The sequence below is a fragment of the Terriglobales bacterium genome (genome assembly GCA_035651995.1).
Classification (GTDB): domain Bacteria; phylum Acidobacteriota; class Terriglobia; order Terriglobales; family Acidobacteriaceae; genus DASRER01.
In genome coordinates this window covers 61,583-87,702 of the sequence record DASRER010000034.1, presented here as the reverse complement: position 1 = coordinate 87,702, position 26,120 = coordinate 61,583, and the positions used below count along the sequence as shown (strand labels likewise).

The window sequence follows — 26,120 nt, the reverse complement described above, 5'->3', positions numbered from 1 at the left end:
TTGCGGGCGGGCTTGCGCTTGGCGGGCTTTTTGGGAGATTTCTTTTTCTTGGACATGTCGCCATCCTGCCACATCCCGCGACTGCCCGCTATATCCCGTGACTCTCAAACTGCACCACTACCCACCTGTCGGGTCGTTAGGCCCCAGTGTCAGCCACTCGGATGCGCTGGAGGAGCGCGATGCCCCGTTTCGTTTACCTCGCCGCAGTTGCTTTGTTCCTGCCCGCTCCAGTCAGTGTTGCCCAGATTTGGGATTGCGATAATCGCACCTGCGTCTATGACCTCCCAAAGTGCCCTGATGGCTACTGTCCGGACCGTATCTGCGAGCGTCAAGGAATGTGCAACCAGTGTCCACCGGCGGAACAAGATCCAGGGAACGAAATGTGTGCCAATTGCTACACCGACAATGACCTGTTCTGCCAATGTCCTGGCGGGGGTTCGGTGGAGAACAAGAACTGCTTTGCAACGGCCTGCGACTGCGGCTTCGCGCGCCTGATCGTGCGCCCGGCAAAAAGCGACTGGTTCACCAGACTGTGGCGCGACGGCCAGGGCTGTGTTGTGCCATCGGGCATTAAGGAGTTCCACAATGTCAAAGCCTCAAAACCTAAAGCAAAACGCAATCGAGCGTCGTTTTCGCGCAAGGGCGATGACGCAGCGTCGTCGAGGCAATCCATTTAGGTTGCTCCTCCTCGCTCCTCTTCTGCTCTGCGGCTGCTGTTCGCTAGCAGCGGAGATGCACCTGGAGAAGGCGTGGGACATTTCGATTGGCGACGCTCAAGCGAGAGGACCAGCCGTGTGCGTTTCGGCGGGGATGGTTTATGTAGCTCATCCAGAGGGGAGCTGGACCGTCGTATCCGCTGATGGTCAGATTCAGCAGACAAAGACCGACTTTTCCATCAGCGGTGTAAGCAGCTTAGCTTGCCAGGGGGAATATATCTATGCTGGGATTCGCCAGTCCAACTTCGTCCTCGTCTATTCTCATGAGCTGACCGTGGTGCGCGCCGTGAAGTTCCCGCGGCCTTTCCGCTTCATTTCTGTGGATCGTGAGGGGAATATCTATGGCGCCGGGTTGTGGCAGGGAAAGCTGATTCATCGCCTGTCACCCAGCGGAACGTTGGTATCGTTTGGCGACATGCCTCGATATCCCAACCCGATCACCGCTAACTTCAACACGGTGTCAACTTCACTCGTCGTTGATGAAGAGCGTCGTGAGATTCTGTATAAGCCGGAGAATCCGTACCGTATCCATGTACTTGACATGGAGGGAACACCGCGTTCGGTGCACGAGCCCGATGTGACGTTCGGGCCGACGCGGGTAACAACCTCTGCCCGCGGTACGCAGTTCCTACCTTCGGACTACACTGCCCGCTTCTTCAAGCTGCACGACGGCAGTTACGTAGTGCTCACAGTCAGGGCGCACCAGCAGGGCAACGCGGTATGGCAGCAAGCCCTCATTCTGGACGTCCTGGACCCGTCATTCAAGCACACTGCTTTCGTTCCAGCCCTAGGATTCGGGATGTTGATGGCGAAGGACGACGACGACAATCTTTACGGCGCCATCGGTGCGCCGACCCTGCGGCTGATTAAGGCGAAGCTCGTAAAATAAGCTGTGCATCGTGAGCTTCACACAAGAAGGTGTGTCTAGGCCCCGACTCGCAGGGGACACACTCCGCGCTATTACAATGCCGCAAGTGTCACAGTTGCAGATTTCGTCATTTCCTGTGGCTGGCTCAATCATTTGGGCCGCTCAACTTCTTACCGCGAAACAACTTTCGCCCGTCGAGCTGACCCAGGGCTGCCTCAGCCGCATCGAGCGCCTCGACGGCAAGCTCAACAGCTTCATTCGCGTAACCGCGGAGTCGGCACTCGCCGCAGCGAAAACCGCCGAAGTGGAAATCCAGCGCGGCGAGTACCGCGGGCCTCTGCATGGTGTTCCGATCGCGCTCAAGGACCTGGCTGACGTCGCCGGCCTGCCCACCACGGCCGGCAGCAACCTATATAAGGACCGGATCGCAGCCGAGGATGCTGAAGTCGTTCGTCGGCTGAAGGCCGCCGGGGCAGTCCTGCTGGGCAAGCTGAACATGCAGGAGTTCGCCTACGGAGGCAGCTCGGTGGTGAGCGCTTTCGGGCCAACGCGCAATCCGTGGTCGCCGGATCATAGCGTGGGCGGCTCTTCCGGCGGCTCAGCCGCGGCGGTGGCGGCGCAATTCTGCTATGGCGCGCTGGGCTCCGACACCGGCGGCTCCATCCGCCAGCCCGCCGCCTATTGCGGCATTGTGGGATTGAAGCCGACGTACGGCCGCGTGAGCACGCGCGGCGTAGTGCCGCTTGCCTGGACGCTCGACCACGTTGGCCCGATGACGCGCACGGTGGCCGACGCAGCCGTGATGCTTCAGGCCATCGCCGGGCACGATCCAGCCGACCCGGCGAGCGCGGACGTTCCCGTTCCCGACTACACGGCTGCGCTTCGGCAGGACCCGAAGCTTCTGCGCCTCGGCGTTCCTCGAGCGTATTTTTTCGAGGAGATTGACGGCGGGATCGGCTCGGCTTTGGAAGCCGCGATCGATGTTTTGAGGAGTCTGTGCGCCAGCGTTCGCGACATCACGATTCCCGCCAGCAACGACCGCACGCTGGTGCGCGCCGAGGCGTACGCGTTTCATCGCGAGAACGTCGAGCGCTCTCCCGAGCTCTACCAGCCAGAGACGCTGCGCCGCATCCGCACCGGCGCCGAAATCAGCGCGGCGGAGTACATCGCCCACCGGAGGGAAGTCGACGCGCTGCGGCATTCGCCGGCAGAGCTCTTTCGCGACGTGGACCTGCTGATCACGCCGACGACGGCCATTCCGCCGCCGCGCATTGACGATCTGCTCGCCGACATGGAGAACCTGCGCAAGCAGGAGATCGTGATGTTGCGCAACACACGTCCGTTCAACGCCCTCGGGCTGCCGACCATTTCGATTCCGTGCGGCTTCACCCGCGGCGGACTGCCGATCGGCATGCAGATCACCGGCGCGCCGTGGCGCGAGGCCGATGTGCTGCGCCTGGCGCACGCCTACGAGCGCGCAACCGAGTGGCATACGCGCCGGCCGGCGCTCTGACGAAGGTCAAAGAAAGGTCGCGTGTTGATTTCAGAACCTGAAACTGGCGCAATTTTTTCTCGGGCCCCGCTACGGCGCGCAACCCCGCTGAGTTATTCTTGCGAGCTTCATTCCAACAAGCGTTCATTCCGAGACCAGCGGGAGAACCATGCACGAGGAGCGGAAGCGGCTTCAGCGGCGTGAATTTCTGAAAATTGGCGGCGCAGGTGTCGCGGCCATCGCGAGTTCGCCGCTGTTCGCGCAACTGCCCGAGGCGAGGCCCACGTGGCGCGCCGCGCCGGCAAAGCCGGTCGTGCTGCGCACCGGCAAGCTCGAACTCACGCTCGATTCCGCCCACGGGCTGCCGTACCAGTACCGGCTGCTCCCCGGCCGCACGGTGATGCTCGGCGAAGACCTGGGCCAGCCGATCACGGCGCGTGTTTGTCGCAAAGCTGAATGGCAGTTCGCCAACATTCCCGTTACCACACGCGCGGTGATGAAGCCGGAGCGCAACGCCCGCCACGCTGAATTCGTTTTCGACGTCGCCCACGAATCGCGCCCGGCAGCGAGTTTCTCCATTGGTTACGAACTTTCCGGCGCGACGGTGATCGTCTCAATGTTCGACGTGCAGGAGCACGACGGTTACGAGCTGATCGAGGTCGCCATGCCGCGCCTGGTGACCGTTACCGAGTCAGATCCCGGCGCGTGGCTTGCGCACGGCGACGAAGGCGGCAACGTCGCGCAGCTCGCCGACGCCAAGCCAGGGAGCCTTCCGCCGAACCGCTTCTGGGGAAAAGTGCTTGGCACTCTGCCATTCGTCATGGTCGGCACCGACCGCGCGCTCTGCGTGCAGGAGACGACGGCCTACATGGACGGCACCGAGCTCACCGTTTCCGGCGGGGCGGGTCCGCGGCGCGCGTCGCTCGGCACCGTCAAGACGCATCGCGTGGACGGCAGCGGCTGCTACGACATGAACTCCGACCCCGACAAGCCGCCGAAGAATTGCGGCACGGCAACGACGCCCAACCTGCTCATCGAGCAGCCGTCGTCATGTCGTCTCGACTTCGTCGAAGCTCCCGCCGGGGGGAAAGCCGACTGGCTCCTCGGCGCCAAGCTCGTGCGCGCGCGCATGCCGGCCATCCCCACGCGCTACTACGACGACAAGTTCACTTACGGCATCCGTTGCGACGAGCCGCGCTTCCCGCAGCCGAGCGCGACGTTCGATGACTGCGACAAACTCATCCGCGACGTGGCCGCGCTCACCGATCACGCGCCCCAGGTCGCGCACCTGTGGGGCTGGCAGTACAAAGGCAAGGACACCGGTTACCCCGCCGTCCGCGAGGTCAACCAGCGCCTCGGCGGCTTCGACCGCATGATGCGGCTCATGGACGAGATGCGCCCGCTGAACTGCAACGTCACCTTTTCCGACAACTACGACGACGCCTACCGCAGCAGCCCGGAGTGGGACGAAGCCATCATTGCGCGCCGCCCCGACGGCGAGTTGTGGCTGAGCCGCAACTGGACGGGCGAAAACTCCTACATCATCGGCCTGGCGAAATACATGCAAGGCCCAGGCCGGGAGCGGATCAGGTACACATGCGAGCGCTACAAGCTGCGCGAGAGCACGCACGTTGACGTGCTCTCCTACTACGCCATGCGCAATGACTGGGACCGGCGGCGCCCGGCGGGGGCGATCAAGAATTTCGAAGCGCGCTGCCGGATCCTCGACGAATTCCGCCAGCGCGGCGTTGACGTAAGCTCGGAAGCATTGCGCTATCCGTTCATCGGCCGCATCAGCTGCTTCTGGTACATGACCGGGCCGCGCGCGTGTCCCTTCGGCGGCAAAGCGATTCCGCTGCTCGCCACCATTTACCGCAAGAGCGCCGCCTGGGGACTTTCCGGCGGGCAGCGCAATGCCCCGCTCAACGAGCGCCTGCTCAACATGCTGTTCTACAACGCCCGCGCGCACATGATCCTGCGCGCCGACATCGACCGCGGCGAGATAACCGACAACTACTACCTCATCATGGCGCCGTGGTTTTTGATGCACGAGCGCAACGTCGAAAGCTTCCGCCGCGAGGGCGAGCGCACGCAAATCGGCTTCGAGGGCGATGCGCTGCTGGAGGTTGACTGGTCCGCGAAGAGTTACACCCTTTCGCTGGCCGGAAACGAAGTGGCGCGCGATACGAGCATCTACTGCCCCTTCGGGGAAGGCCGCATCGCGCTCTACAGCGTGAGCGCGGGCGAACTGGTTCCCGCGTTGCCGAAAGGATGGGACATCAGCAAGGTTGCCGCGATTGTTCTTTCAACCGCCAAGCCGGAAGAAGTGCCGGTGAAGCTCGAGGCGGGCAAGCTGCGCGTCGCCGTGGCGGCGCGCCGGCCGGTCATAATTTATCGCGACGGCGACGCCGCCCGCCGCCGCTTGCTGGGGGACGCGCGCGCATGAAGATCATCCGCTACCGTGATCCGGAAGGCCGCATTCACTGCGCCGCCGAGCAGCCTGGCGGCGAGCGCCTGCGCCTGGAAGGCGACATCTACGGCGGATTGCGCCCCACGCAGGAACCGGCGCGTATTCGCTACCTGCTGGCGCCGGTTGTGCCCACGACCATCTGGTGCATCGGAAAAAACTTTCGTGCGCACGCGGCCGAAGCCGGCATGGATGAGCCGACCGTTCCCGTCGTCTTCGCCAAGGGCGTGAATTCCATCCAGCATCCGGACGCGCCCATTCTGCTGCCCGCGGCCGCACCGAATGAAGTTGATTACGAATGCGAGCTGGTGGTCATCATCGGGCGGCCTTGCAAAGACGCGACCCGCGACTCCGCCCTGGAGTACGTTCTGGGCTACACCTGCGGCAACGACGTCAGCGCGCGCGACTGGCAGCTCACCACCGGCGGCGGCCAGTGGTGCCGCGGCAAGACGTTCGATACGTTCGCGCCGATCGGGCCATGTCTCGTGACGAAAGACGAGATTCCCGATCCCGGCGCGCTGCGCATCCAAACCGTGCTCAACGGCCAGGTCATGCAGGACTCCAGCACGCGCAATATGATCTTCGACGTGCCCACGCTCATTGAATTCCTCAGCGCCGGGACCACGCTTGCGCCGGGCACCGCGATTTTCACCGGCACGCCCGACGGCGTCGGCTTCGCGCGCAAGCCGCCGCGCTATCTGAAGAATGGCGACCGGTGCAGCATCGTGATCGAGGGCATCGGCACGCTCACCAATCCCGTGATCGGGGTAAGCTAGCGGCCCGCATCCATGTTTGCGTTCGTGGCACAATCGCCGGTAATGCAGCTTGTGGAACAGTTTGAAGCGGCAGCCCGCGCCGCTGCCGCCAGGGTGGACCGCGTGCCGCGCTCTGCGGACGCGATCGCAGCCGCCGTGCAAAGGCTCGAACCTGGCGCGAAGCGAATCGCGATTGCCGAGCCAATGGACGTCGACGCGGAGCTGTTTTCCGCATGCCGCCGTCTTCCGGGCGCGTTTTCCGGCGGAGGCAAGAAAGAGTTCGCCGCCGCCGACGCCGGCCTTACCGACGTGTTTGCCGGCGTGGCGCGCACCGGTTCGGTGTGCCTGGACATTGATCACGAGGACGCCGGTTACGTGAGCCTGCTGCCGCGCGCGCACGTCGCCGTGCTCGACTCGGCGCGAATCGTCGCCCGCCCCGCCGACCTGTTTCGTCCGGATGTGCTCGGCGGCGCCGGCCTGACGCGCAACTTTGTCTTCATCACCGGGCCGAGCGCCACCGGCGACATGGGCGAACTGGTGCGCGGCGCGCACGGTCCGCATCGCATTCACGTTCTGGTGCTGGTATGAGCGCTCCCGCCTCCAACGCGCAGGGCGCCGCGTCCGAGTCTCCGCGCAAGTTCGCCGACAAGAGCGCCAAGGGAAGGCTGCTCGCCGCCATCCGCATGGCGTTGCGCGACGAGAGCGAAGCTGTCCACCACAACGTCCAGCATCACAACGCGGCACGCTACCGCGCCATTTCGCTTCTTCCCGACTACCAGCAGCTCAAGGACCGCACCCGCGCCATCAAAGAGGACGCGATCGAGCGCCTGCCGGAACTGATCGCAACCGTGGAAGCGGCCGTGAAGCGCAACGGCGGCCACTTCCACCTGGCGCGCGACGCCGAAGACGCTGCCCGCTACACCACCGAGGTCTGCCGCCGGCGCGGCGCCAAACTCGCGGTGAAAGCGAAGAGCATGACCACCGAGGAGATCGGCCTGAATCGCGCGCTGGAGGCCGCCGGCGTCGAGGTGGTTGAGACCGACCTGGGCGAGTTCATCATTCAAATTGCCGACGAGCAGCCCTCGCACATCGTCGGGCCGGCGCTGCACTACAGCCCGGAGCGGATTCGCGCGCTCTTCCAGCGCGTCTTCAAAACAACCGAGCAGCTCGAGAGCGGGGAAGAGTTGACCCGCTTCGCCCGCGAGCGTCTTCGCGAAAAATTCCTCGCCGCGGGCGCCGGCATCTCCGGCGCGAACTTCGTCTGCGCCGACTCGGGCACGATCGCGCTCGTGGAAAACGAAGCCAATATCCGGGCCTCATGCATCCTGCCGCCGCTGCACATCGCGATTGCAGGCGTGGAGAAAGTGATTCCATCGCGCAAAGAACTGGCGCCGTTTGTGGAACTGCTCGCCGCCAGCGGCACCGGCCAGCCGCTCTCGGTGTACACCAGCATCTTCAGCCCGCCGTTGAAGGCGCCGCTGCTGGACGCACCGAACGCGAGCCGCGAGTTCCACCTAGTCCTGATCGACAACGGCCGGCTGCGCATGCGTGAAGACCCGCAGCTTCGGGAAGCGCTCTACTGCATCCGCTGCAGCGCCTGCCTGAACTCGTGCGCCAACTTTCAGTCGGTGGGCGGGCATGCGTTCGGGGGCGCAACCTACTCGGGCGGCATCGGCGGACCGTGGGAGGCGGGCACGCGCACGCTCGAGCACGGACGCTTCAGCGAACTCTGCACCGGCTGCTCGCGCTGCCTGCCGAACTGCCCGGTGCGCATTGACATTCCCTGGCTGAACATCGTGCTCCGCCAAAGGCTGAACCAGAAGGACGCGTCGGCGGGCGCAAAAATGCTCGAGGCGGTCATGCCCGGGCTGCCGCGCGAAGACGGAGCGGCCCCGCTCTCCAAGATTTTCTTCGGCCACTACGACCTGTTTGGCAGGTGGGGGTCGCGCATGGCAGGCCTGGCGAACCGCATGGGCAAGCTCGGCGCCAGCCGCGCGCTGATGGAAAAGGTTGTGGGCCTCGATCGCCGCCGCGCGCTGCCGCCGTTCGCCGCGCGGACGATGGCCGAGCTGTGCCGCGCGGAAAGGCCCGCGCCCATCGAACCGGCGCGCGCGCGCGTGGTGCTCTTCGCCGACGTCTTTACCAACTACGGCTCACCTTGCCGCGGATTAGCGACGCTGCGCGTGCTGCGCAGCCTCGGCGTGGACGTGGTGGTCAGCGACTCGCTGCCCGACGGGCGCGCCGCACTCTCGCAGGGCCTGATCGCCACCGCCACGCAGCAGGCGCGCCGCGCTGCCGAACTGCTGCGGGATTACGTGGCGAACGATCGCGACGTGGTGATCGTGGAGCCGAGCGTGCTGGCAACGTTTCGTCTCGACCTCGGCCGCCTGTTTCCCGATGACGCCGGTCGAAAGCTGTTCGAGCAGCTTCGCACTTGCTGCTTCGATTCGGCCGAGTACGTGTGGCGCCTGGCGCAGCGCGAGCGTCTCGATGCGGCGCGGCAGTTTCCGGCACACCGCCTGCAGCTCGGCACGCGCCTGTTCTACCACAGCCACTGCCAGCAGAAGACGGTCGGCGCAGCGACCGCAACCGAAGAACTGCTGCGCGCCTGCGGCTTCGACGTCGTAACATCGCAGGTGGAGTGCTGCGGCATGGCCGGCAGCTTCGGCTACAAGAAGGACTTCTACGATCTGAGCATGAACGTGGGCAGCTACCTGTTCAAGCAGGTGGAAGAAGCCGAGCGCGACGGTAAGCGTGTGCTGGTGGCGACAGGAACTTCATGCCAGGAGCAGTTGCATCAGGGACTGAGCCGAACGGTCTACCACCCGATGGACCTGCTGGCGGAGATTGCGCAGCCTCTGATGCTGTCATCCTGAGCGAGCCCCGAGCCGGCTCTTTGGCGAGGGGCGAGTCGAAGGATCCCTGCTCGTGCCACGAGCCGTGCTGAAGGCAGAGATGCTTCGACTCCGGCCCGCTACGCGAGCCTCCGCTCAGCATGGCTCCTGTGACATCACACGCACTTGAACAGCCGCGCCGAGTGCGGCGGCATGTCCTTGACCTCAACCACGCCGTCGCGCCGTCCCATGTCCTCCTCCGACCAATAATCGGAGACGCGCCGTCCGCCGGCCGGAAGCCGGAACGACAAAGTCTGCGGCGTCTCCTCCCAGTTGAACAGGCAAACCATGAGCGCTTTGGGCAGGCGGATGTAACCAACGCGCAGCGAGTCATCTTCGAATTCGGCAGCGACGCCGGTGGGCGGCAGCAGCTTGCGCAGCATCTCCAGCCGCGCCGGCGAGATGGTCGTCAGGTCGTCGCCGTTGAGCGTCATGCCGCCGCAGGCGTAGATCACGGTGGCGTGCAGCTGGTATTCGTCATCGCTCATCTCGCCGGTGAGCACCACCGCGTCGGGATCGTTCCACCACAGCTTGCCGTTCTGCCATCCGCGCGCCAGGTTCTGCCGGCCGGCGCCGCGGAATTTCGCCCACGTTCGCTTGATGTCGTCGGACGAGCGCGAGCCGTCAATCAGCCCGAGCGACGGCCACATGGGATGATTGCATCCCAGAATGAACCCGTCGCCGACGCCGCGCTGGATCGCCTGCATGCCGCGCCGGTACGCCTCCACGCGCGTCGCCCGCGGGTCGTGAAAGCGGCCGCCGTGCATCGCGCCCCAGAAGTTGGCGTCGAGCTTGAAGTAAGTGCAGCCCCAGTCGCGCCGCATCTGGCCGAAGAATTCTTCGAAGTGCTTCTGCACTTCGGGATGCGTGCCGTCGAGCGCGTACCACGGCCCGAAGCGCCATCCGCCGAACGTGACGGTGTTGGACGCGAGAGGATTGCCGTCCACATCCATGATGAACCACTCCGGATGCTGCTGGAAGACGTGCGAATCCTTCTGTGCGATGAAGGGCGCCACCCAAATGGCCGGCTCGAAGCCGCGCTTCCTGATTTCCTTCAGCACCGAAACCACGTCGCCGCCAAAGGCCTTGCCCGTTTCCAGCCAGTCGCCCATCGCGGCCTGGTAGCCGTCGTCAATCTGAATGTAGCGCAGGCCGGGAATGTTTTCGGCGATGTACTCCAGGTTGTCGAGAACGTTCTTTGCGGTCACCCGCGGGCCGAAGTGATACCAGGAGCACCACCCGGTCGGAATTGGCGTGAACGGCTTGCGCGGATGGTTCTGTACGAGACGCGCCGAGAGCTGCCCGAGCAGGCCGGCGCGGCCGGCGCCTTCGCCGAGCATGAATTCTTCCAGCTCCCAGGACTGGCCCGGGTTCAGCTCGAGGCCCTCGGTGTCGATCACCGTGTCGAGCGTTTGCGGGCGCAGATAGAACCGGCCAATGAAGCGGCGGCACGAGGTGAACGCCGCCATCGTCGTCTTGCCGCCGGGCGGTGTGAGCATGAGCAGGCTGAAAATCGAAGTCGCGTCTTCGGGCTGGGGAATGCGGTAGTGCTTGCGCTCGGAGTAGCCCATGTCTTCGGGCCGGGCGAGCGTGCCGGAAGTTTGCGAGAGCATCTGGAAGCTCTCGCCGTAGAGCCGCGCCTCAGCGGGCATGCCATGCTGCGCGCTCGCCAGCACAATCTCGCGGATGCGCACCGGCTGCTTGCTGCGATTCACCACCTGCGACGTGAGCACGTCGCCGCGCCATCGGCGCACGAGCACGATCTTGTCCACGTTCGCCGCGGCGTCGAGCGGCACGACCTTGCCCTGATCAGCACGAAACGCCGCGCCAAACCCCGGCGCCAGCGCCGCCTCCAGCGCCGGCGGCAGCAGCATGCACCCGGCCGCCGCACCTGACGACACCCGCAGAAATTCTCTGCGATCCATGCAGCCTCCCGCAGGACAAACGTTCGCCGCTACAGAGATTTTGCGGCTGATTGCTTCCAGCCGGCAGAGCCCCGCCCCGGGCGCCCGCACCAGAGGCGGAAACGTGAAACTTGAAACTGCTTTTATGACGCTGTCGCGGCCGCCGGCGCTTCGCTGAATCCCAGCCGCGCCGAAATCACGCGGGCGCCGTCTTTGATGGCCACCGCGAAGCTGGGGATCTTCTCGCGCCCGATGCGCGCAATCGGCCCCGAGACGCTGATCGCCGCCGCCACCTTTCCGCTTTCGTCGAGGATCGGCGCTGCCACGCAGCGAGCACCGACGGCAGCCTCTTCATCGTCGAGGGCGAACCCCTGCTGGCGGATCTTCACCAGCTCGCGGCGCAGCCGCGGCAGGTCGCCGACGGTGTGTGGCGTGATGCGCTCAAAGCGCGTGGTTGCCAGCGCCGCCTCGCGCTCGGTCTCCGACATGAACGCCAGCATCGCCTTGCCCAGCGCCGTGCAATAGAGAGGACGCCGCGCGCCCACCTGCGAGACCAGCCGGAACGTGTACGTGCTCTCCATCACGTCGAGGTACAGCACCTGATGGTTTTCCAGCACCGCCAGGTTCACCGTCTCGCGCGTCAGCGCCCACAGTTCCTGCAGCACCGGATGGCTGACGGTGCGCAGCGTGGCGTGGTAGGCGATCCCCGATCCCAGCCGTGCCAGCTTCGGCCCAACTAGGTAGGCGCCGGTGTTGTCGCGGAACAGATAGCCCTCCGATTCCAGGTGCGCCAGGAAGCGGTAGGCCGTGCTCTTGTGAATTCCTGTCTGCTGGGCAATCTGGCGAAGTTGCAACCCCGAGTTCGCCCGGTCGAGCACTTCCAGAATTCGCAATACTTTTGAAACGACGCCGACGGGAGCAGCCTTGGATTCGCGCGCGCGGATCATCTGATGTTTCCTCCATCCGGGGCGACGCGGAAAGGCGTTCCCCGGGATTGCATCCTCAGCAAAGCAGCAAGCGCGGCCTCGTGACTGCCGGGCCCGCGCCAGGCGGAGCGCCACGGTTGTTTTAATACGTAAAACATAAATTTTCAATATTGAATTCTAGTCTGGAAGGGTGCTATATGGACGCCAGTTTTTTCGGCGGCCCGGCAGCGCTTCGGGCCGTTCCTACGAAGAACCGCGCGGGGGCGAGTGGTTCTGCAATCACGTCGTGCAGGGGACATTTCAGCAAGTTCGGTAGGAGGCAAAGTATGCGTTGGGCGAAAGCAGCCGCAACTTTCCTGCTCGTTGTGCTGCTGGCTTCGGGCACGACACTGGTAGCGCAAACCGCGGCGGGCGAAGCGAACGGGACCGTTACCGACCCATCGGGCGCGGTCATTTCCAGCGCCACCGTCAGGCTCATCAACCAGGCGACGGGCGTCGAGACCGTGCGCACCACTAACGATTCGGGCGAATATCTTTTCATCAACGTGCAGCCCGGCACGTACACGCTGCGCGCGGAAAAGGCGGGCTTCAAGAGCGTGCAGACGGCTGCGTTTCCCATCGGCGTGCGCCAGGCCGTGAAGCAGGACCTAAAGCTTGCGGTGGGGGCCGTGACCGAAACCATGCAGGTCACCGCCGAGGCGGCGCTGGTAGACGCTACCACCACGGAGCTGGGAACGGTCATCGACCAGAAGGTCGTGAACGACCTGCCGCTGAACGGGCGCAACTTCACGCAGCTGCTCACGCTCACACCGGGCGTGACACCGGTTTCCACCTCGCAGAACAACAGCGTGGGCTGTTGTGAAGGCAACGTCGGCATTCCGGGGTCGGGCTTCTCCGACGGTTCGTTCCATGGCCAGGCGAACCGCTCCAAGCTCTACTTCTACGACGGAATCATCAACACCAACATCCGCGGACCGACATACATCCTCATCCCCAACGTCGATGCGGTGCAGGAGTTCAAGGTCGTGGGTCACGACGCCAAGGCCGAATACGGCGGCGCCACGGGCGGCGTGGTGAACCTGGTCTCCAAGAGCGGCGGCAACGCTTTCCACGGCTCGGCCTTCGAGTACGTGCGCAGCAACTTCTTCGACGCGCGCAACTCGATCACTGACGCGGTGTGCAGCGCGCCGCGCTGCCCGAAGGTTGCGCCGGCGAACTTCGCGACGACTCCGGTGAGCGGGCCGGCGCCATTCCACCAGAACCAATTCGGCGCCGTGATCAGCGGCCCGATCATCAAAAACAAGACGTTCTTCTCCGGCGGATACGACGGCTGGCGTTTCAGCCAGGCCGACCTGGCGCAGTCCTATGTTCCCACGGCCGCGGAGCTGGCCGGCGACTTTACCAATACCACTTCGGCGTTCCGCAGACAGATCTACAATCCGTTCTCGTCGCGGGCGTCGGGCACCAACTTCATCCGCGACGCGTTCCGCTGCGACGCGGCCGGCAATCCGCTTCCGGTGGATCCGGTGACCAAGCAGCAGGCGCAGAACGTGGGCGTCATCTGCAACAAGCTTCCCGCCGCGCTGATCAATCCGGCGATGCAGAAGTTCTTCCAGACCTACTCGGCCGTCCCCAACTTTGTGGACCCGGCCGGCAATAACAATTTCGTACGTTCGCGGCCGACCCTGAACAACTCGAACGGCTACACCGCGCGCGTGGACCACAAGTTCAACGACCGCGACAACGGTTTCTTCCGTTACACGGAGCAGCGCAACACGATCCTGACGCCAATCGGCACCGTGGGTTCTACCGGCGGCGGATCGCAGGGCCGCAACTACGGTGGCGGCTGGACGCACATCTTCAATCCGAACCTGATCCTCGATGTTCGCGGCGGGTACGCCGGCCGTCCGGCGGTGGATGCCGGCCAGCAGAACGACCATCCTGCCGGCCTCGATCCGCTGAACACGGCCGGATTCAAGGACGTGGACAAGTATCACGGCCTGCTGGTCGCGCTTTCGAACTGGACCAATGGCGGCAACAACAACTTCGGCATCCGCGGCCCGGCGCCGCGCGAGAACCCGAGCTGGAGCGTGAACCCGAACCTGAGCTGGCTGCGTGGGCGTCACAACATCAAGACCGGCTTCTGGTTCATCAACGCGAAACGCATCCAGTTGAACACCTTTCAGACCTACACGTTCTCCGACGCGCAGACCGCCTGCTCGTCTTCGACGATCACGGTGGCCGGGGTCCAATGCGCCAGCACAACGGGACTTTCGCTTGCCTCGGCGCTGCTGGGCTTCCCCAGCTCGTTCCAGGCGCAGCTGCCCATCCTGCACGGCGGGCCGGTGAAGTTCGGATACGCGTCGTGGGCCGCCTACCTGCAGGACGAGTGGCGCATCACCCCGCGCATCACGCTGACCTACGGCCTGCGGTACGACTACGTGACGCAGCCGCACACGCTCGATGGCCGACTGTGGAACTCGCTCGACATCGCGCGGCAGCTCTACATCGTCGGGGCAACGCAGCTGCCCGATGTGTGCAGCAAGGTCGGCTCGGCGCCATGTCTGCCCGACGCTTTCCTGAACGATCCGCACCGGGCCAACGTGGTGGCGGCAGGCAAGCCGTTCTTCGCCCCGCCTCCGATCAAAGACAACTGGGGCCCGCGGGTAGGTCTGGCGTGGCAAATCACGCCCAAGACCGTCATGCGCGGCGGCTACGGTCTCTACTGGGATTCACTCACCGCGCGCAGCCAGTACGCGCAGAACGACCTGGAAGCGGCCGTGTGGCCCGACGCCACTGCGTTCAGCGGCTCGGCCAACGCCTGCACCAACGGAGGGGCCTGCGCCTTCACCAACGGCACCGCGGTTGACCTGATCACGCAGCAGGGACGCGGCTTTGCCACGCCGCTGCCGTCGTACTCGGGCGCGACCGGCCAGCCGTGGGTACCCAACAACAACTTCTTCGACGATCCGGCCCACTATCGTGACGGTTACGCGCAGGAGTGGAACTTCGAACTGCAGCGCGAGCTGACTTCAACCATGATGGTTTCAGCCGCGTACGTCGGCAGCAAGAGCGGACGCCTGCCGTACACCGGCCAGGCGAACTCGGCCAATCAGGCCTTTCCCAACGGCACGCCCACGGCAACGGTGGACGCGGCGCGGCAGATGCCCTGGGTCTCGGCCGGACTGGCCTACACCCGCAGCATCGGCTTCGCCCACTACAACGCTTTGCAGACGCGCTTCCAGAAGCGTTTCTCCAACGGGCTGTTCTCGCTGCTGTCGTACACCTGGAGCAAGTCCACTGACGTTTCCAGCGGTTACTTCAACGTGGAAAACGGCGTGGGCGGCGGCTCGACCGTGCAGAACTTCTACGACTTCAACACGGCACGTGGTGTCTCCGGCTACGACATTCCGCACTTTGTCTCGTGGGCGACGATGTACGACCTGCCGGCCGGCCACGGCAAGCGGTTCCTCAACAGCGGGCCGCTGGCCTGGCTGCTCGGCGACTGGCAGGCGAACTCCATTTTCCAGGTCCGCTCCGGACAGCCGTACAACCTGCAGATCACCGGCGACCTGGCCAACATCCGCGGCAGCGCGCCAGCGGGACCGGGAACGTATCTGCGTCCGAACCTGATCGCCGATCCGTTCGCTGCCGGTCCGGTGGCGGCCAATCCCGACCCGCTCTGCCAGAAGACCATCTCGCAGGGCGGCAAGGCGGCTGACGCTACGCACACGGTGGCCAGCTGGTTCAACACCTGCGCGTTCGGTATTCCGTCGGGCGCGTTCGGCAATTTGGGCAAGAACGCTTTCCGCGGGCCGCACGTCACCAACATGGACTTCTCCATGTTCAAGACGCTGCCCCTGCATCGCGAAGGCATGAGTCTGCAGCTTCGCTTTGAAGCGTTCAACGTGTTCAACATCCAGAACTACGACGTGCCCAAGCCGACGGGCAACAACAACCTGGTGGTGAATACCAACGCCACGACGATGGCGACCGGCGCGGGCAGAATTACCTCGCTCGCGCAGGGCACCACGCCGCGGCAGTTGCAGTTCGGTCTGCGGTTCCAGTTCTAAACGCTGTGTCCCGGAGGCGGCTTGCATCGGCCGCCTCCGGCTTTCTGCTTACTTCGGACAGGCTGCCCTCCTGCCCGGGTCTTCGCGGCGGAAGCGCGGCGTGCGTCTTGCCTGAGGCGCCGCCCGTTTCGGCTGCGCGATGTGCCGCTCGACCGCTTCCGCGCGGACACGCGCTGCCGCGTGAAGCGTTTCTGAGACGCGCCGAAATGCATACACTATTGGCCATCAAGGCGAGTACCCCAACCATGCCGGCCAAGGTGTTGCAGCTCGATCCGCGGGACAACGTGCTCATTGCGCTCTCCAGCCTGCGCACAGGCGAGTCGGTGGGCTTCGACGGCGCCGAGTACACGCTGGTTTCCGATGTCCCGGCCAAGCACAAGTTCGCCACCCAGGACCTGGCCGTCGGCGATCGTGTGATCATGTACGGCGTTCTTGTCGGAAAGGCGATGCAGCCCATTCGCCGCGGCGAGGCCATTACGACCCGCAACCTGCACCACGAGGCGGATGCGTTTCACCAGAAGTCGAAGGCGATTCACTGGAAGGCGCCCGACGTGTCGCGCTGGGCCTCGAGCAAGTTCCACGGATACCGCCGCGCGGATGGTCAGGTGGGCACGCGCAACTACTGGCTCGTTGTGCCGCTGGTCTTCTGCGAGAACCGCAACATCGCGGTGCTCAAGCAGGCCTTCGAGGAAGAGCTCGGGTTCGCCGCGCCGCAGCCGTATCGCCGGCGCGTGGCGGAGATGGCGAAGCTCTACCGCGAGGGCAAGCTCAGCCAGGTGAAGGCGTTCGAGTTAAGCGCGGCCGTGGAAGGCGCGCGAGCGCCCCGGCTGTTCCCGCACCTGGACGGCATCAAGTTCCTGATGCACGAAGGCGGCTGCGGCGGGACGCGCGAGGACACCAACAACCTGTGCGCGCTCATCGCCGGATACCTGCACCATCCCAACGTCGCGGGCGCCACTGTGCTCAGCCTGGGCTGCCAGCACTCGCAAGTGGAGATCCTCCAGGCGGAAATCGCAAAGCGCGATCCGCATTTTTCCAAGCCCTTGATCGTGCTGGAGCAGCAGCAGAGCAAGTCGGAAGCCGCCATGCTCGACGAAGCCATCCGGCGCACCTTCGTCGCGCTCGCCGAAGCCGACCAGCTCCGCCGCCAGCCGGCGCCGCTCTCAGACCTTTGCGTGGCGCTCAAGTGCGGCGGCTCCGACGGCTTCTCCGGAATCTCCGCCAACCCGGCCATCGGCCACGTCTCTGACGTGATTGCCGCGCTGGGCGGCCGCACGATCCTGGCCGAGTTTCCCGAACTCTGCGGCGTTGAGCAGGAGCTGATTGACCGCGCCACCAGCGACGCGGTTGCCGACCGGTTCATTCAGCTCATGCGCGACTACGCCGCGCGCGCGAAAGCCGTCCGCGCCGGGTTTGACATGAATCCCTCGCCCGGCAACGTCCGCGACGGACTGATCACCGACGCCATGAAGTCAGCCGGCGCCGCGCGCAAGGGCGGCTCGTCGCCGGTCACCGCGGTGCTCGACTATCCCGAGTACTGCACGACGTCCGGCCTCAATCTGCTGTGCACGCCCGGCAACGATGTGGAGTGCGTCACCGCGCAGGTTGGCGCCGGCTCGAGCGTGGTGCTTTTCACAACCGGGCTCGGCACGCCCACCGGCAATCCGATCGCGCCGGTGGTGAAGATCGCCACCAACTCGTCGCTCGCCGAGCGCATGGCCGACATCATTGACGTGGACACCGGCGCGGTCGTCGCGGGCGAAGCGACGGTGGAGCAGGCGGGCGAACAGATCCTCGACTTCGTCGTCAAGGTGGCGTCCGGCGAAGTGCAAACCAAGGCGGAGCAGCTCCGCCAGGACGACTTCATTCCCTGGAAGCGAGGTGTCTCGCTCTGAGCACGAACGGCAACAACGCGGGCAGCTTCCGCCTCGACGGCAAAGTGGTGGTCGTCACCGGCGGCGCCAGCGGCATCGGGCGCGCCATCGCGCTCAGCTTTGCGGCGCACGGCGGGCGCGTGCGCATCCTCGACCTCGACCGCCAGCACGCCGAGGAGGTGGCCGCGGAAATCCGCGGCGCCGGCGGCGACGTCTGCGTTTACGCCTGCGATGTCTCTGATCAGCAGCAGGTGAACAGCGTGTTTCGCCAGATCTCGGCGCGCGAGCACATCCACATCCTGGTGAACAACGCCGGCATCGCCCATGTCGGCACGCTGCACCAGACGGCTGAGCCCGATTTCGATCGCGTTTTTCGGGTCAACGTGAAGGGCGTGTACAACTGCATGCACGCCTGCGTGGAGCACATGCGCTCCAACGGCGGCGGCGTCATCCTGAACCTGGCCTCTATCGCGGCCACCGCCGGGCTCCCCGAGCGGTTCGCCTACTCGATGAGCAAGGGCGCGGTCGTTTCCATGACGCTCTCGGTGGCGAAGGACTACCTGAAGGACAACATCCGCTGCAACTGCATCTCGCCGGCGCGCGTGCTCACGCCCTTCGTCGAAGGTTTCGTGCGCAAGAACTACCCGGGGCAGGAGCAGGAGATGCTGAGCAAACTGGCGCAGTCGCAGCCGGTCGGACGCATGGCCGCGCCCGAAGAGGTCGCCTCGCTGGCGCTGTTCCTCTGCTCCGACGAAGCATCGTTCATCACCGGCACCGACTATCCCATTGACGGAGGCTTCTTCAACCTCCGCGGGTGACGGGCGACCTCGCGGCATACCGGCTCAGCCATGACCATTGATTCGCACCAGCACTTCTGGCGCTTCGATCCCGTCAGGGACTCCTGGATCACCGAAGACATGCAAGTGTTGCGCCGCGACTTCCTGCCCGCTGAGTTAACGCGCGAGATGGCGTCGGGCGGCGTTGACGCGTGCATCGCCGTCCAAGCCGACCAGTCCGAAGCCGAAACCGATTTTCTGCTCGACCTGGCGGCGAAAAATGTGGCCATCACCGGCGTCGTCGGCTGGACCGATCTGCGCTCGCCGCGCCTGGCCGAGCGGCTGGAGCACTACGCGCGTAAACCGAAGCTGCGCGGCTTTCGCCACATTGTGCAGGCCGAACCCGATCGGCGGTTTCTCCTGCGCCCTGACTTTCTGGCTGGCGTGCGCACCCTGCGCCAGCACAACTTTACTTATGACATCCTGATCTACGCCAACCAGCTTCCCGCCGCCATCGACTTCGTCGCCGCGTGTCCCGGCCAGCGCTTCGTGCTCGACCACATTGCCAAGCCGGCCATCGCGAAGTGGCAGCGCGGCCCGGGCGAATTCGCTGACTGGCAGAGCGGCATCCAACGCCTCGCGAGCAGCCCGGAAGTTTTCTGCAAGCTTTCCGGCCTGGTCACCGAGGCCAGCTGGAAGACCTGGCGCCCCGGCGACTTCACGCCGTATCTCGACGTCGTCTTCGACGCCTTCGGCGCCGGCCGGCTCATGTTCGGCTCCGACTGGCCGGTGTGCCTGCTCGCAGCCAGCTACTCGCAGGTGAAGAAGCTTATCGCCGATTACGTTGCGCCGTTGCCGCTGGCACAGCGTGAAGGTATCTTCGGCGGGAACGCCGTCCGATTTTACGGACTGCCGGCCGGCCATCTGGCCGCAGTCGAAGGCCCCGCCAACTGACGCATGAGTCCACCGACGCATGAGTCTACTGACGAATAAGTCGCTGAACATGGGTGACTGATCAATGGACCTGCGGCTCAAAGATAAGGTTGCGCTTGTGACCGGAGGCGCGAAGGGAATCGGCGCCGCGGTGGTGCGCGCGCTGGCGCAGGAAGGCGCCGTGCCGGTCATCGTGGACCGCGACACCGACGCCGCGCGCGAGCTGCAGGCCGAGTTGCGCGGCCAGGGCCAGACCAGCCAGGTGGTCGCCGTCGAGCTCGCTGCCGCCGAGAACTGCCAGCGCGCCGTCGAACTCGCGCTCAATACGTGCGGCCGTCTGGACGCGCTCATCAACAATGCCGGCGTGAACGACGGCGTCGGCCTGGAGCGCGGCTCGCCGCGCGACTACGTCGCCTCGCTCGAGCGCAACCTGCTGCACTACTACAACATGGCGCACTACGCGCTGCCCGCACTCAAGCAGGCGCGCGGCGCCATCGTGAACGTCGGATCCAAGGTCGCCATGACCGGTCAGGGCAACACCAGCGGCTACGCCTCGGCCAAAGGCGCCATCCTCGCCCTCACGCGCGAGTGGGCCGCCGAACTTCTGCCCTACGGCATCCGCGTCAACGCCGTTGTCCCGGCCGAAGTCATGACGCCGCTTTACCAGCAGTGGCTCAAGACGTTTCCCGATCCCGAAGCGAAACTTCGCGGCATTGTTGCCAAGATTCCGCTGGAAAAGCGCATGACCACCGCCGCCGAAATCGCTGCCATGGTCCTGTTCCTGATCTCCAGCCAGGCCGGACACATCACCGGCCAGCACGTGTTCGTGGACGGCGGATACGTGCACCTGGACCGCGCCCTCACCTAGGAGAAACGAATGGCCGCACCGCAACCCGCGAAGGCTTCCGCGCCACTCACCGAACCGCGCTTCGCGCTGCCGCTGGTGCTCATCACCAGCCTGTTTTTCCTGTGGGCGTTCGGCGTCAATTTGAATGACATTCTGATCCCGCACCTGAAGAAGGCTTTCGGCCTGACCGACTTTCAGTCCTCATTCATTCAGGTGGCCTTCTTCGGCGGATACTTCGTCGCCGCGTTTCCAGCCGGGTGGCTGATGGAGCGCATCGGTTACAAGCGTGGCATCCTCGCCGGACTTGGGTTGTGCGCGGCCGGCGCCGTGCTTTTCGTGCCCGCGTCCTCGGCCGGCGTTTATGACTTTTTCCTCTTCGCGCTCTTCGTGATGGCCTGCGGGCAAAGTTTTCTGGAAGTCGGCGCCAATCCTTACGTCACGATTCTCGGCCCGGGGGCCAGCTCGGAACGCCGCCTGAACTTCGCGCAGTCGTTCAACTCGGTCGGAGCCGTTGTCTCGCCGTTGCTCGGCCGCGCGCTCATTCTCACCGGCGTGGAATACACGCCGGCGCAGATCGCGGCCATGTCCGCCGCGGAACTGCAGGCGTATCGCGCGGCCGAAGCCAGCACGGTGAAGCTGCCCTATCTGCTGATCGCGGGAATTTTCGTCTTCGTTGGCGTGCTCATCGCAATGGCCCGGCTGCCGGAAGTGTCCGAAAAGACTGACACGGTCCATTCCGACGCGCCCACCGGCAGCATCTTTGCCCACAAGCACCTGGTGAAAGGCGTGATCGCGCAGTTCTTCTATGTGGGCGCGCAGGTCGGAGTGGCCAGCTTCGTCATCCGCTTCGCGCAGCACGCTGTGCCGGGAATGGCCGCGAAGGTGGCCGCCTACTACCTGCTCGGGCATCAGCTCGGATTCATGCTGGGCCGATTCGCCGGCTCCGCCATCATGAAGGCGGTTGCGCCAGCGCGCCTGCTCGCCATCTTCGCCGCCGGATGCGTGCTGTGCGCCGGCGTCGCTCTGATCGCCAGCGGCATCGTGCCGGTGTGGGCCGTGGTGCTGATCGGCTTGTTCCACTCGATCATGTTCCCGACCATCTTCGCGCTCGGCATCAAGGACCTGGGCGCGCACACCAAGCGCGGATCGTCCTTCATGGTCATGGCCATCATCGGCGGCGCGCTCTTCCCGGCGATCATGGGCCGCATCTCCGACGCGACCAACATCCAGACGGCATTCATCGTGCCGCTTGTCTGCTACGTTTACATTCTCTACTTCGCCGTTGCCGGCCATCGCCCTGCCGGTCTGGCCGGCGGCGCTGCCGCCGAGGTGCGCCCATGAACCGCCGCTACTGCCTGACGCTCGATTTGCAGGACGACCCGGCGCTGATCGCCGAGTACAAGCGCCACCACGAAAAAATCTGGCCGGAGATCACGCGCAGCATCCGCGAGTCCGGCATCGAGGACATGGAAATCTACCTGCTCGGCACGCGCATGTTCATGATCATGGAAGTCGGCCCGGGATTTTCTTTCGAAGCCAAAGCGAAAGCCGACGCCGCCAATCAAAAAGTTCAGGACTGGGAACAGCTGATGTGGAAGTTCCAGAAGCCGCTGCCGCAGGCGCGTCCCGGCGAGAAGTGGCTGCTCATGGACAGGATTTTCAAGCTCGAAGCATGAAGACCAGTTTTCAGTTTCCAGAAACGAGAAGCTAGAAACTCGATGGAGAACACGATGCAACCGACCAACGGCCTGACGCGCCGCGACCTGTTGGCAGGCGCCGCTTCCGCCGCCGCGCTGACGGCGCTGCCCGCAAGCGCGCAGCTGGCTTCTGAACAACCCACCACGGCTACGCAACCAGCGTCGGCTGCCGAGCAGGCCGATCGCGAACGCCGCATGGCGTGGTGGCACGCCGCTCGCTTCGGCATGTTCATTCACTGGGGGCTGTACAGCATTATCGGACGCCACGAGTGGGTCATGGAGAACGAGGGCATTCCGGGGGGCTACCACGACGTGGACGACAACTGGAAGTCCCCGCGCACCGTGATTCGCAACCTCATCACGTGCGCGCACGGCGGCGGCAACTACCTGCTGAATATCGGGCCCAAGCCCGACGGCTCGATTCCGGAAGAATCAGTCCGCATCCTGACCGAAGTCGGCCGCTGGATGCAGCGCAATGGCGGCACCATCTACGACACGCAGCCCGCCCAGCCTTCGCGGAGCCACACCGCCAGCTTCACCCGCAACGGCGACACGCTGTTCGCGCACTTTTACTGGTGGCCTCACGAGGTCGCCGCCATCTGCGGCATGCGTGTCAAGGTGAAATCGGCGCGCATGTTCGCCACCGGCCAGCCGCTCAAGTTCGAGCAGGACCCGTACCGCGTTCGCATCACCGGCCTGCCGCACGACCCGCCGGATTCGCCGGTCACCACGATCGCGCTGGAGTGCGATGCCGAGCCGGTGCAGGACAACATTTTTGTGCGTCGCGAAAAGCCGCGCATGGGTGTTTAGAAGTTTTTCGTAGAGACGTGGCTTGCCGCGTCTCCGGTCAAACCTCAGGAGCATCATCCTGAGCGAAGCGAAGGATTTTGTGTAGTGCGTGAACGCCGCCACCGGCCGTTGCCGGCCGGGGATGTGCACAGCAAGGAGAACCACATGCCAATCACCCGTCGCGCGCTCTGCTCGTTGCTGCCGGGCGCGTTCGTCCTCAAGGCGTGGGCGCAGCAGGGAACCGCCAGCGCGCTGCCCTCCGCCACGTTTCCTTACGATGAGCTTCCGGTGAAGAAGAACGCCAATGGCTCGGAGACGCGCGCCGTCTTCAAGGGCAAGCTGAAGACCGGCGAGCCGGTCGAGGTGCACGCCACCGTACTGCCACCGGGAGGGATGCCGCACGCCGCGCACCACCACGTGCACAGCGAGATGTGGCTCATCCGCGAAGGCGAAACCGAACTCACCATCAACGGAAGAGCGCAGCGGCTCGGACCAGGCTCCATTGGATTCGTCGAGTCGGGCGACGAGCACGGCATTAAGAACGTGGGCACCACGCCGGCGCGCTATTTTGTGGTAGCGATTGGCCCAGGGGCCGACGGCGGACGCTGAGCGGGCCTTGAATGGCGGGGCTTCCAGCCGCGCCGCTGTAAGGCAAAAACGCGCAGGGGCATTAGTTCCCGAGGGATGCAGTTGCTGCGAGGAAGACCAACTCGGATAGCATGCGTGGCGCTCGCGCTGGCCACGCTCGCCCACGCGCAGCAGCCCCGGCTCTTCACCGACTCGCGCCCGGCGATGGGCACCATCTTCACCATCCACCTCTACGCGCCGGACGCACGGCAGGCCTCCGCTCACTTCGACGCCGCGTTCGACGAGGTCGAGCGCATCGAGGAGGCGCTGAGCAACTATCGCCCGTCGAGCGAGCTCTCGCGCATCAACCGCGATGCCGCGGTCGTATCCGTTACCACGGACCCTGAAGTCTTCGCGCTACTCCAGCGCTCCCTCGACTTCTCCCGCCGGAGCGATGGCGCGTTCGACATCACCGTGGGGCCGCTCATGCGCGCCTGGGGATTTTTCCGCGGACAGGGAAGCTATCCCAGCGCCGAAGCGCTCGCGGCCGCCCGCTCCAAAGTCGGCTGGCAACTGGTCGCGCTCGACCCGGCCGCGCGTACGGTCCGCTTTGCCCGCCGCGGTGTGGAACTCGATCCCGGCGGCATCGGCAAGGGCTACGCCGTGGACCGCGCCGCCGCGCTGCTGCGCGAGTCAGGCGTTACCGCCGCGCTCATTGACGCCGGCGGCAGCACGCTCTACGCCATCGGAACGCCGCCCGGCAAAGCCGGATGGCTGGTGCACATCTCGCAACCCGAGCGTCGCGAAGCCGTTGTCTCGGACGTCCTGCTGCGCGACGAGTCGCTTTCCACGTCGGGCAACTACGAGAAATTCTTCCGCCTCGGCGGGCGCATGTACTGCCACATCATGGATCCACGCACCGGCGAGCCGGTGCAGGGCATGATGCAGACCACCGTCATCGCTCCCAGCGCCACTGACAGCGACGCGCTCTCCACCGCGACGTTCGTCATGGGGCGCGAGCGCGGCGCCGCGCTGCTGAAAACGATCCCCGGCGCGCGGGCGCTGTTCATCACCGGCGACGCGGGCTCCGAGCACTCCACGGCGTTCTATTCGTTCCGCTGGCCCACCGAGGCGGGGCTGCCGTGGCGCGCCTCCGGGCCCGCCGTTTCTTCGAACGAACGCAAACATGCAGGAAGGACGCAACCGCAATGAACGATCACTTTCGGATCAATCGTCGCGAATTCATCGGCACATCGGCTGGCGCGCTCGCCGGCGCGCTGGCGGCATCTTCAGGAGCGGCCGCGGCCGTTCCGCCGTCTGATCAGGTCAACCTCGGCATCATCGGCCCGGGCAGCCGCGGCTCAGCACTGATGCGCGCATTCCTGCGCGTGCCCGGCGTGAAGTTCCGCGCGCTGTGCGACGTCTACGAGCCGCGCCTGGCCGCCGCCCGCAAGATCACCGGCGAGGACACGCCGGGGTTCGCCGACTACCGCCGTCTGCTCGAAGCCAAAGATCTCGACGCCATCGTCATCGCGACACCGCTTTCGTTCCACGCAGCGCACGTCACCGACTCCCTCGAAAGCGGGCGCCACGTTTACGGTGAGAAAGACCAGGCCAAGACCGTCGCCGAATGCGACAAAGTCGTTCACACGGTGCGCCGCACCGGCAAGCTCTACCAGGTGGGGCTGCAATATCACTACGCGCCCTGGTACCAGGAAGGCCTGCGCCAGATTCGCGCCGGCAAGATCGGACAGGTCACGCAGATTTACGCTTACTGGCACCGCAACAACAACTGGCGCCGCGCCGTGCCCGATCCCAAGGACCCCAAGCTCGAGCGCCTGTTCAACTGGCGCATGTACAAGGAGTTTTCCGGCGGACTTCTCGCCGAACTCGGCACACACCACATCCACCTTGCGAACCAGGTCTTCGGCGACGTGCCCGAGTCGGTCATCGGCGCCGGCGGCATCGACTATTGGAAGGACGGGCGCGAAGTCGCTGACAACGTGCAGGTCGTCTATCGCTATCCCGGCGGGCGCACGCTCTTCTTCAGCGCGATTACCACCAACCGCCTGGAAGGCGCGCAGATCAAGGTGTACGGCACGGGGGGCACGATTGTGTTCACGCAGGCCGACGGTATGTCGTATTACGAGCCGGCGCAGGGCGCCAACTCAGCCGTCCCGCAGGAACTCGTGGTGGAGCGCGGCGTCACCACCACGGCCAGCTTCCGCGCGGAAAAGCCATACGGCGGGCAGGGAACGCCATTGCCAGTCCCCGAAGACGTGCGCGGTAACGCCGACTATCTCGCGTGCGCTTCGTTTATTGACTGCGTGCGCAACAACAAGAAGCCCGGCGCCGACGAGATGTGGGGATGGATCTCCGGCGTGGCCGTTGCACTCGGCAACGAGGCGATTGAAAGCGGGCAGCGCATCGTGTTCGCCGAGCATGTGAAGAAGCCGGCGTAGCGGCTGCGTTGACCTCTGTTTCCGGGTCGTTCGATCTTTGAGGTCATCCTGAGCGCGCGTATTCTGCGCGCTCAGGACCA

At 65.0% G+C, this 26,120-nt stretch carries 20 protein-coding genes; 18 read left to right on the top strand and 2 right to left on the bottom strand.

Going from position 1 to position 26,120, the window contains the following annotated elements:
- Nucleotides 1–179: 179 nt before the first annotated feature.
- The 7 genes from VFA60_11705 to VFA60_11675 all read left to right on the top strand — a co-directional run bounded on the left by VFA60_11705 (nucleotide 180) and on the right by VFA60_11675 (nucleotide 9,174).
- Nucleotides 180–677, top strand: coding sequence for a hypothetical protein (locus VFA60_11705; GenBank protein ID HZQ92451.1), 498 nt, complete (start codon nucleotides 180–182; stop codon nucleotides 675–677).
- Between the two features lie 55 nt (nucleotides 678–732).
- On the top strand, nucleotides 733–1,605 hold the full coding sequence (locus VFA60_11700) for a hypothetical protein (GenBank protein HZQ92450.1): 873 nt from the start codon (nucleotides 733–735) through the stop codon (nucleotides 1,603–1,605).
- A gap of 115 nt (nucleotides 1,606–1,720) precedes the next feature.
- Nucleotides 1,721–3,097 (top strand): amidase, encoded by a 1,377-nt coding sequence (locus VFA60_11695; protein ID HZQ92449.1) that lies wholly within the window; start codon nucleotides 1,721–1,723, stop codon nucleotides 3,095–3,097.
- Between the two features lie 148 nt (nucleotides 3,098–3,245).
- Nucleotides 3,246–5,522 (top strand): endo-alpha-N-acetylgalactosaminidase family protein, encoded by a 2,277-nt coding sequence (locus VFA60_11690; GenBank protein ID HZQ92448.1) that lies wholly within the window; start codon nucleotides 3,246–3,248, stop codon nucleotides 5,520–5,522.
- Entirely contained in the window at nucleotides 5,519–6,319 is an 801-nt protein-coding gene (locus VFA60_11685; protein ID HZQ92447.1) for a fumarylacetoacetate hydrolase family protein, read from the top strand. Before VFA60_11690 ends, VFA60_11685 begins: the two co-directional genes overlap by 4 nt.
- A gap of 42 nt (nucleotides 6,320–6,361) precedes the next feature.
- Nucleotides 6,362–6,886, top strand: coding sequence for an LUD domain-containing protein (locus VFA60_11680; GenBank protein ID HZQ92446.1), 525 nt, complete (start codon nucleotides 6,362–6,364; stop codon nucleotides 6,884–6,886).
- The gene (locus tag VFA60_11675; GenBank protein HZQ92445.1) at nucleotides 6,883–9,174 is read left to right on the top strand and encodes an LUD domain-containing protein; all 2,292 of its coding nucleotides are present in this window, start codon (nucleotides 6,883–6,885) and stop codon (nucleotides 9,172–9,174) included. The genes VFA60_11680 and VFA60_11675 overlap by 4 nt, the downstream gene beginning before the upstream one ends.
- 134 nt (nucleotides 9,175–9,308) lie before the next feature.
- Here VFA60_11675 and VFA60_11670 read toward each other — a convergent pair whose 3' ends face one another.
- Nucleotides 9,309–11,117, bottom strand: a complete 1,809-nt coding sequence (locus VFA60_11670; GenBank protein ID HZQ92444.1) for a glycoside hydrolase family 36 protein — start codon at nucleotides 11,115–11,117, stop codon at nucleotides 9,309–9,311.
- Between the two features lie 122 nt (nucleotides 11,118–11,239).
- Entirely contained in the window at nucleotides 11,240–12,043 is an 804-nt protein-coding gene (locus VFA60_11665; protein ID HZQ92443.1) for an IclR family transcriptional regulator, read from the bottom strand.
- A 305-nt stretch (nucleotides 12,044–12,348) separates the two neighbouring features.
- On the opposite strand from VFA60_11665, the gene VFA60_11660 reads away from it, so the two are divergent.
- The 11 genes from VFA60_11660 (at nucleotide 12,349) to VFA60_11610 (ending at nucleotide 26,040) form a co-directional block, all read left to right on the top strand.
- Nucleotides 12,349–16,095 (top strand): TonB-dependent receptor, encoded by a 3,747-nt coding sequence (locus tag VFA60_11660; protein HZQ92442.1) that lies wholly within the window; start codon nucleotides 12,349–12,351, stop codon nucleotides 16,093–16,095.
- Nucleotides 16,096–16,301: 206 nt separating this feature from the next.
- Nucleotides 16,302–17,990 (top strand): altronate dehydratase family protein, encoded by a 1,689-nt coding sequence (locus VFA60_11655; GenBank protein HZQ92441.1) that lies wholly within the window; start codon nucleotides 16,302–16,304, stop codon nucleotides 17,988–17,990.
- The gene (locus VFA60_11650) at nucleotides 17,966–18,787 is read left to right on the top strand and encodes an SDR family oxidoreductase (protein HZQ92440.1); all 822 of its coding nucleotides are present in this window, start codon (nucleotides 17,966–17,968) and stop codon (nucleotides 18,785–18,787) included. Before VFA60_11655 ends, VFA60_11650 begins: the two co-directional genes overlap by 25 nt.
- Nucleotides 18,788–18,817: 30 nt before the next feature.
- Nucleotides 18,818–19,699 (top strand): amidohydrolase family protein, encoded by an 882-nt coding sequence (locus tag VFA60_11645; protein HZQ92439.1) that lies wholly within the window; start codon nucleotides 18,818–18,820, stop codon nucleotides 19,697–19,699.
- 64 nt (nucleotides 19,700–19,763) lie between these two features.
- Nucleotides 19,764–20,546: an SDR family oxidoreductase gene (locus tag VFA60_11640; protein ID HZQ92438.1), complete on the top strand. Its 783-nt coding sequence runs from the start codon at nucleotides 19,764–19,766 to the stop codon at nucleotides 20,544–20,546.
- A gap of 9 nt (nucleotides 20,547–20,555) precedes the next feature.
- Complete coding sequence (gene fucP / locus VFA60_11635) at nucleotides 20,556–21,866, top strand: L-fucose:H+ symporter permease (GenBank protein HZQ92437.1); 1,311 nt, start codon at nucleotides 20,556–20,558, stop codon at nucleotides 21,864–21,866.
- Nucleotides 21,863–22,201 carry an L-rhamnose mutarotase gene (locus tag VFA60_11630; protein HZQ92436.1) on the top strand — a complete coding sequence of 113 codons (339 nt, stop codon included), beginning with the start codon at nucleotides 21,863–21,865 and terminating at the stop codon, nucleotides 22,199–22,201. Before fucP ends, VFA60_11630 begins: the two co-directional genes overlap by 4 nt.
- Nucleotides 22,202–22,255: 54 nt before the next feature.
- Nucleotides 22,256–23,032 (top strand): alpha-L-fucosidase, encoded by a 777-nt coding sequence (locus VFA60_11625; GenBank protein HZQ92435.1) that lies wholly within the window; start codon nucleotides 22,256–22,258, stop codon nucleotides 23,030–23,032.
- A gap of 144 nt (nucleotides 23,033–23,176) precedes the next feature.
- The gene (locus tag VFA60_11620) at nucleotides 23,177–23,620 is read left to right on the top strand and encodes a cupin domain-containing protein (protein HZQ92434.1); all 444 of its coding nucleotides are present in this window, start codon (nucleotides 23,177–23,179) and stop codon (nucleotides 23,618–23,620) included.
- Nucleotides 23,621–23,734: 114 nt separating this feature from the next.
- Nucleotides 23,735–24,790, top strand: coding sequence for an FAD:protein FMN transferase (locus VFA60_11615; protein ID HZQ92433.1), 1,056 nt, complete (start codon nucleotides 23,735–23,737; stop codon nucleotides 24,788–24,790).
- Nucleotides 24,787–26,040 (top strand): Gfo/Idh/MocA family oxidoreductase, encoded by a 1,254-nt coding sequence (locus VFA60_11610; GenBank protein HZQ92432.1) that lies wholly within the window; start codon nucleotides 24,787–24,789, stop codon nucleotides 26,038–26,040. Before VFA60_11615 ends, VFA60_11610 begins: the two co-directional genes overlap by 4 nt.
- The last annotated feature ends 80 nt before the right edge of the window (nucleotides 26,041–26,120 follow it).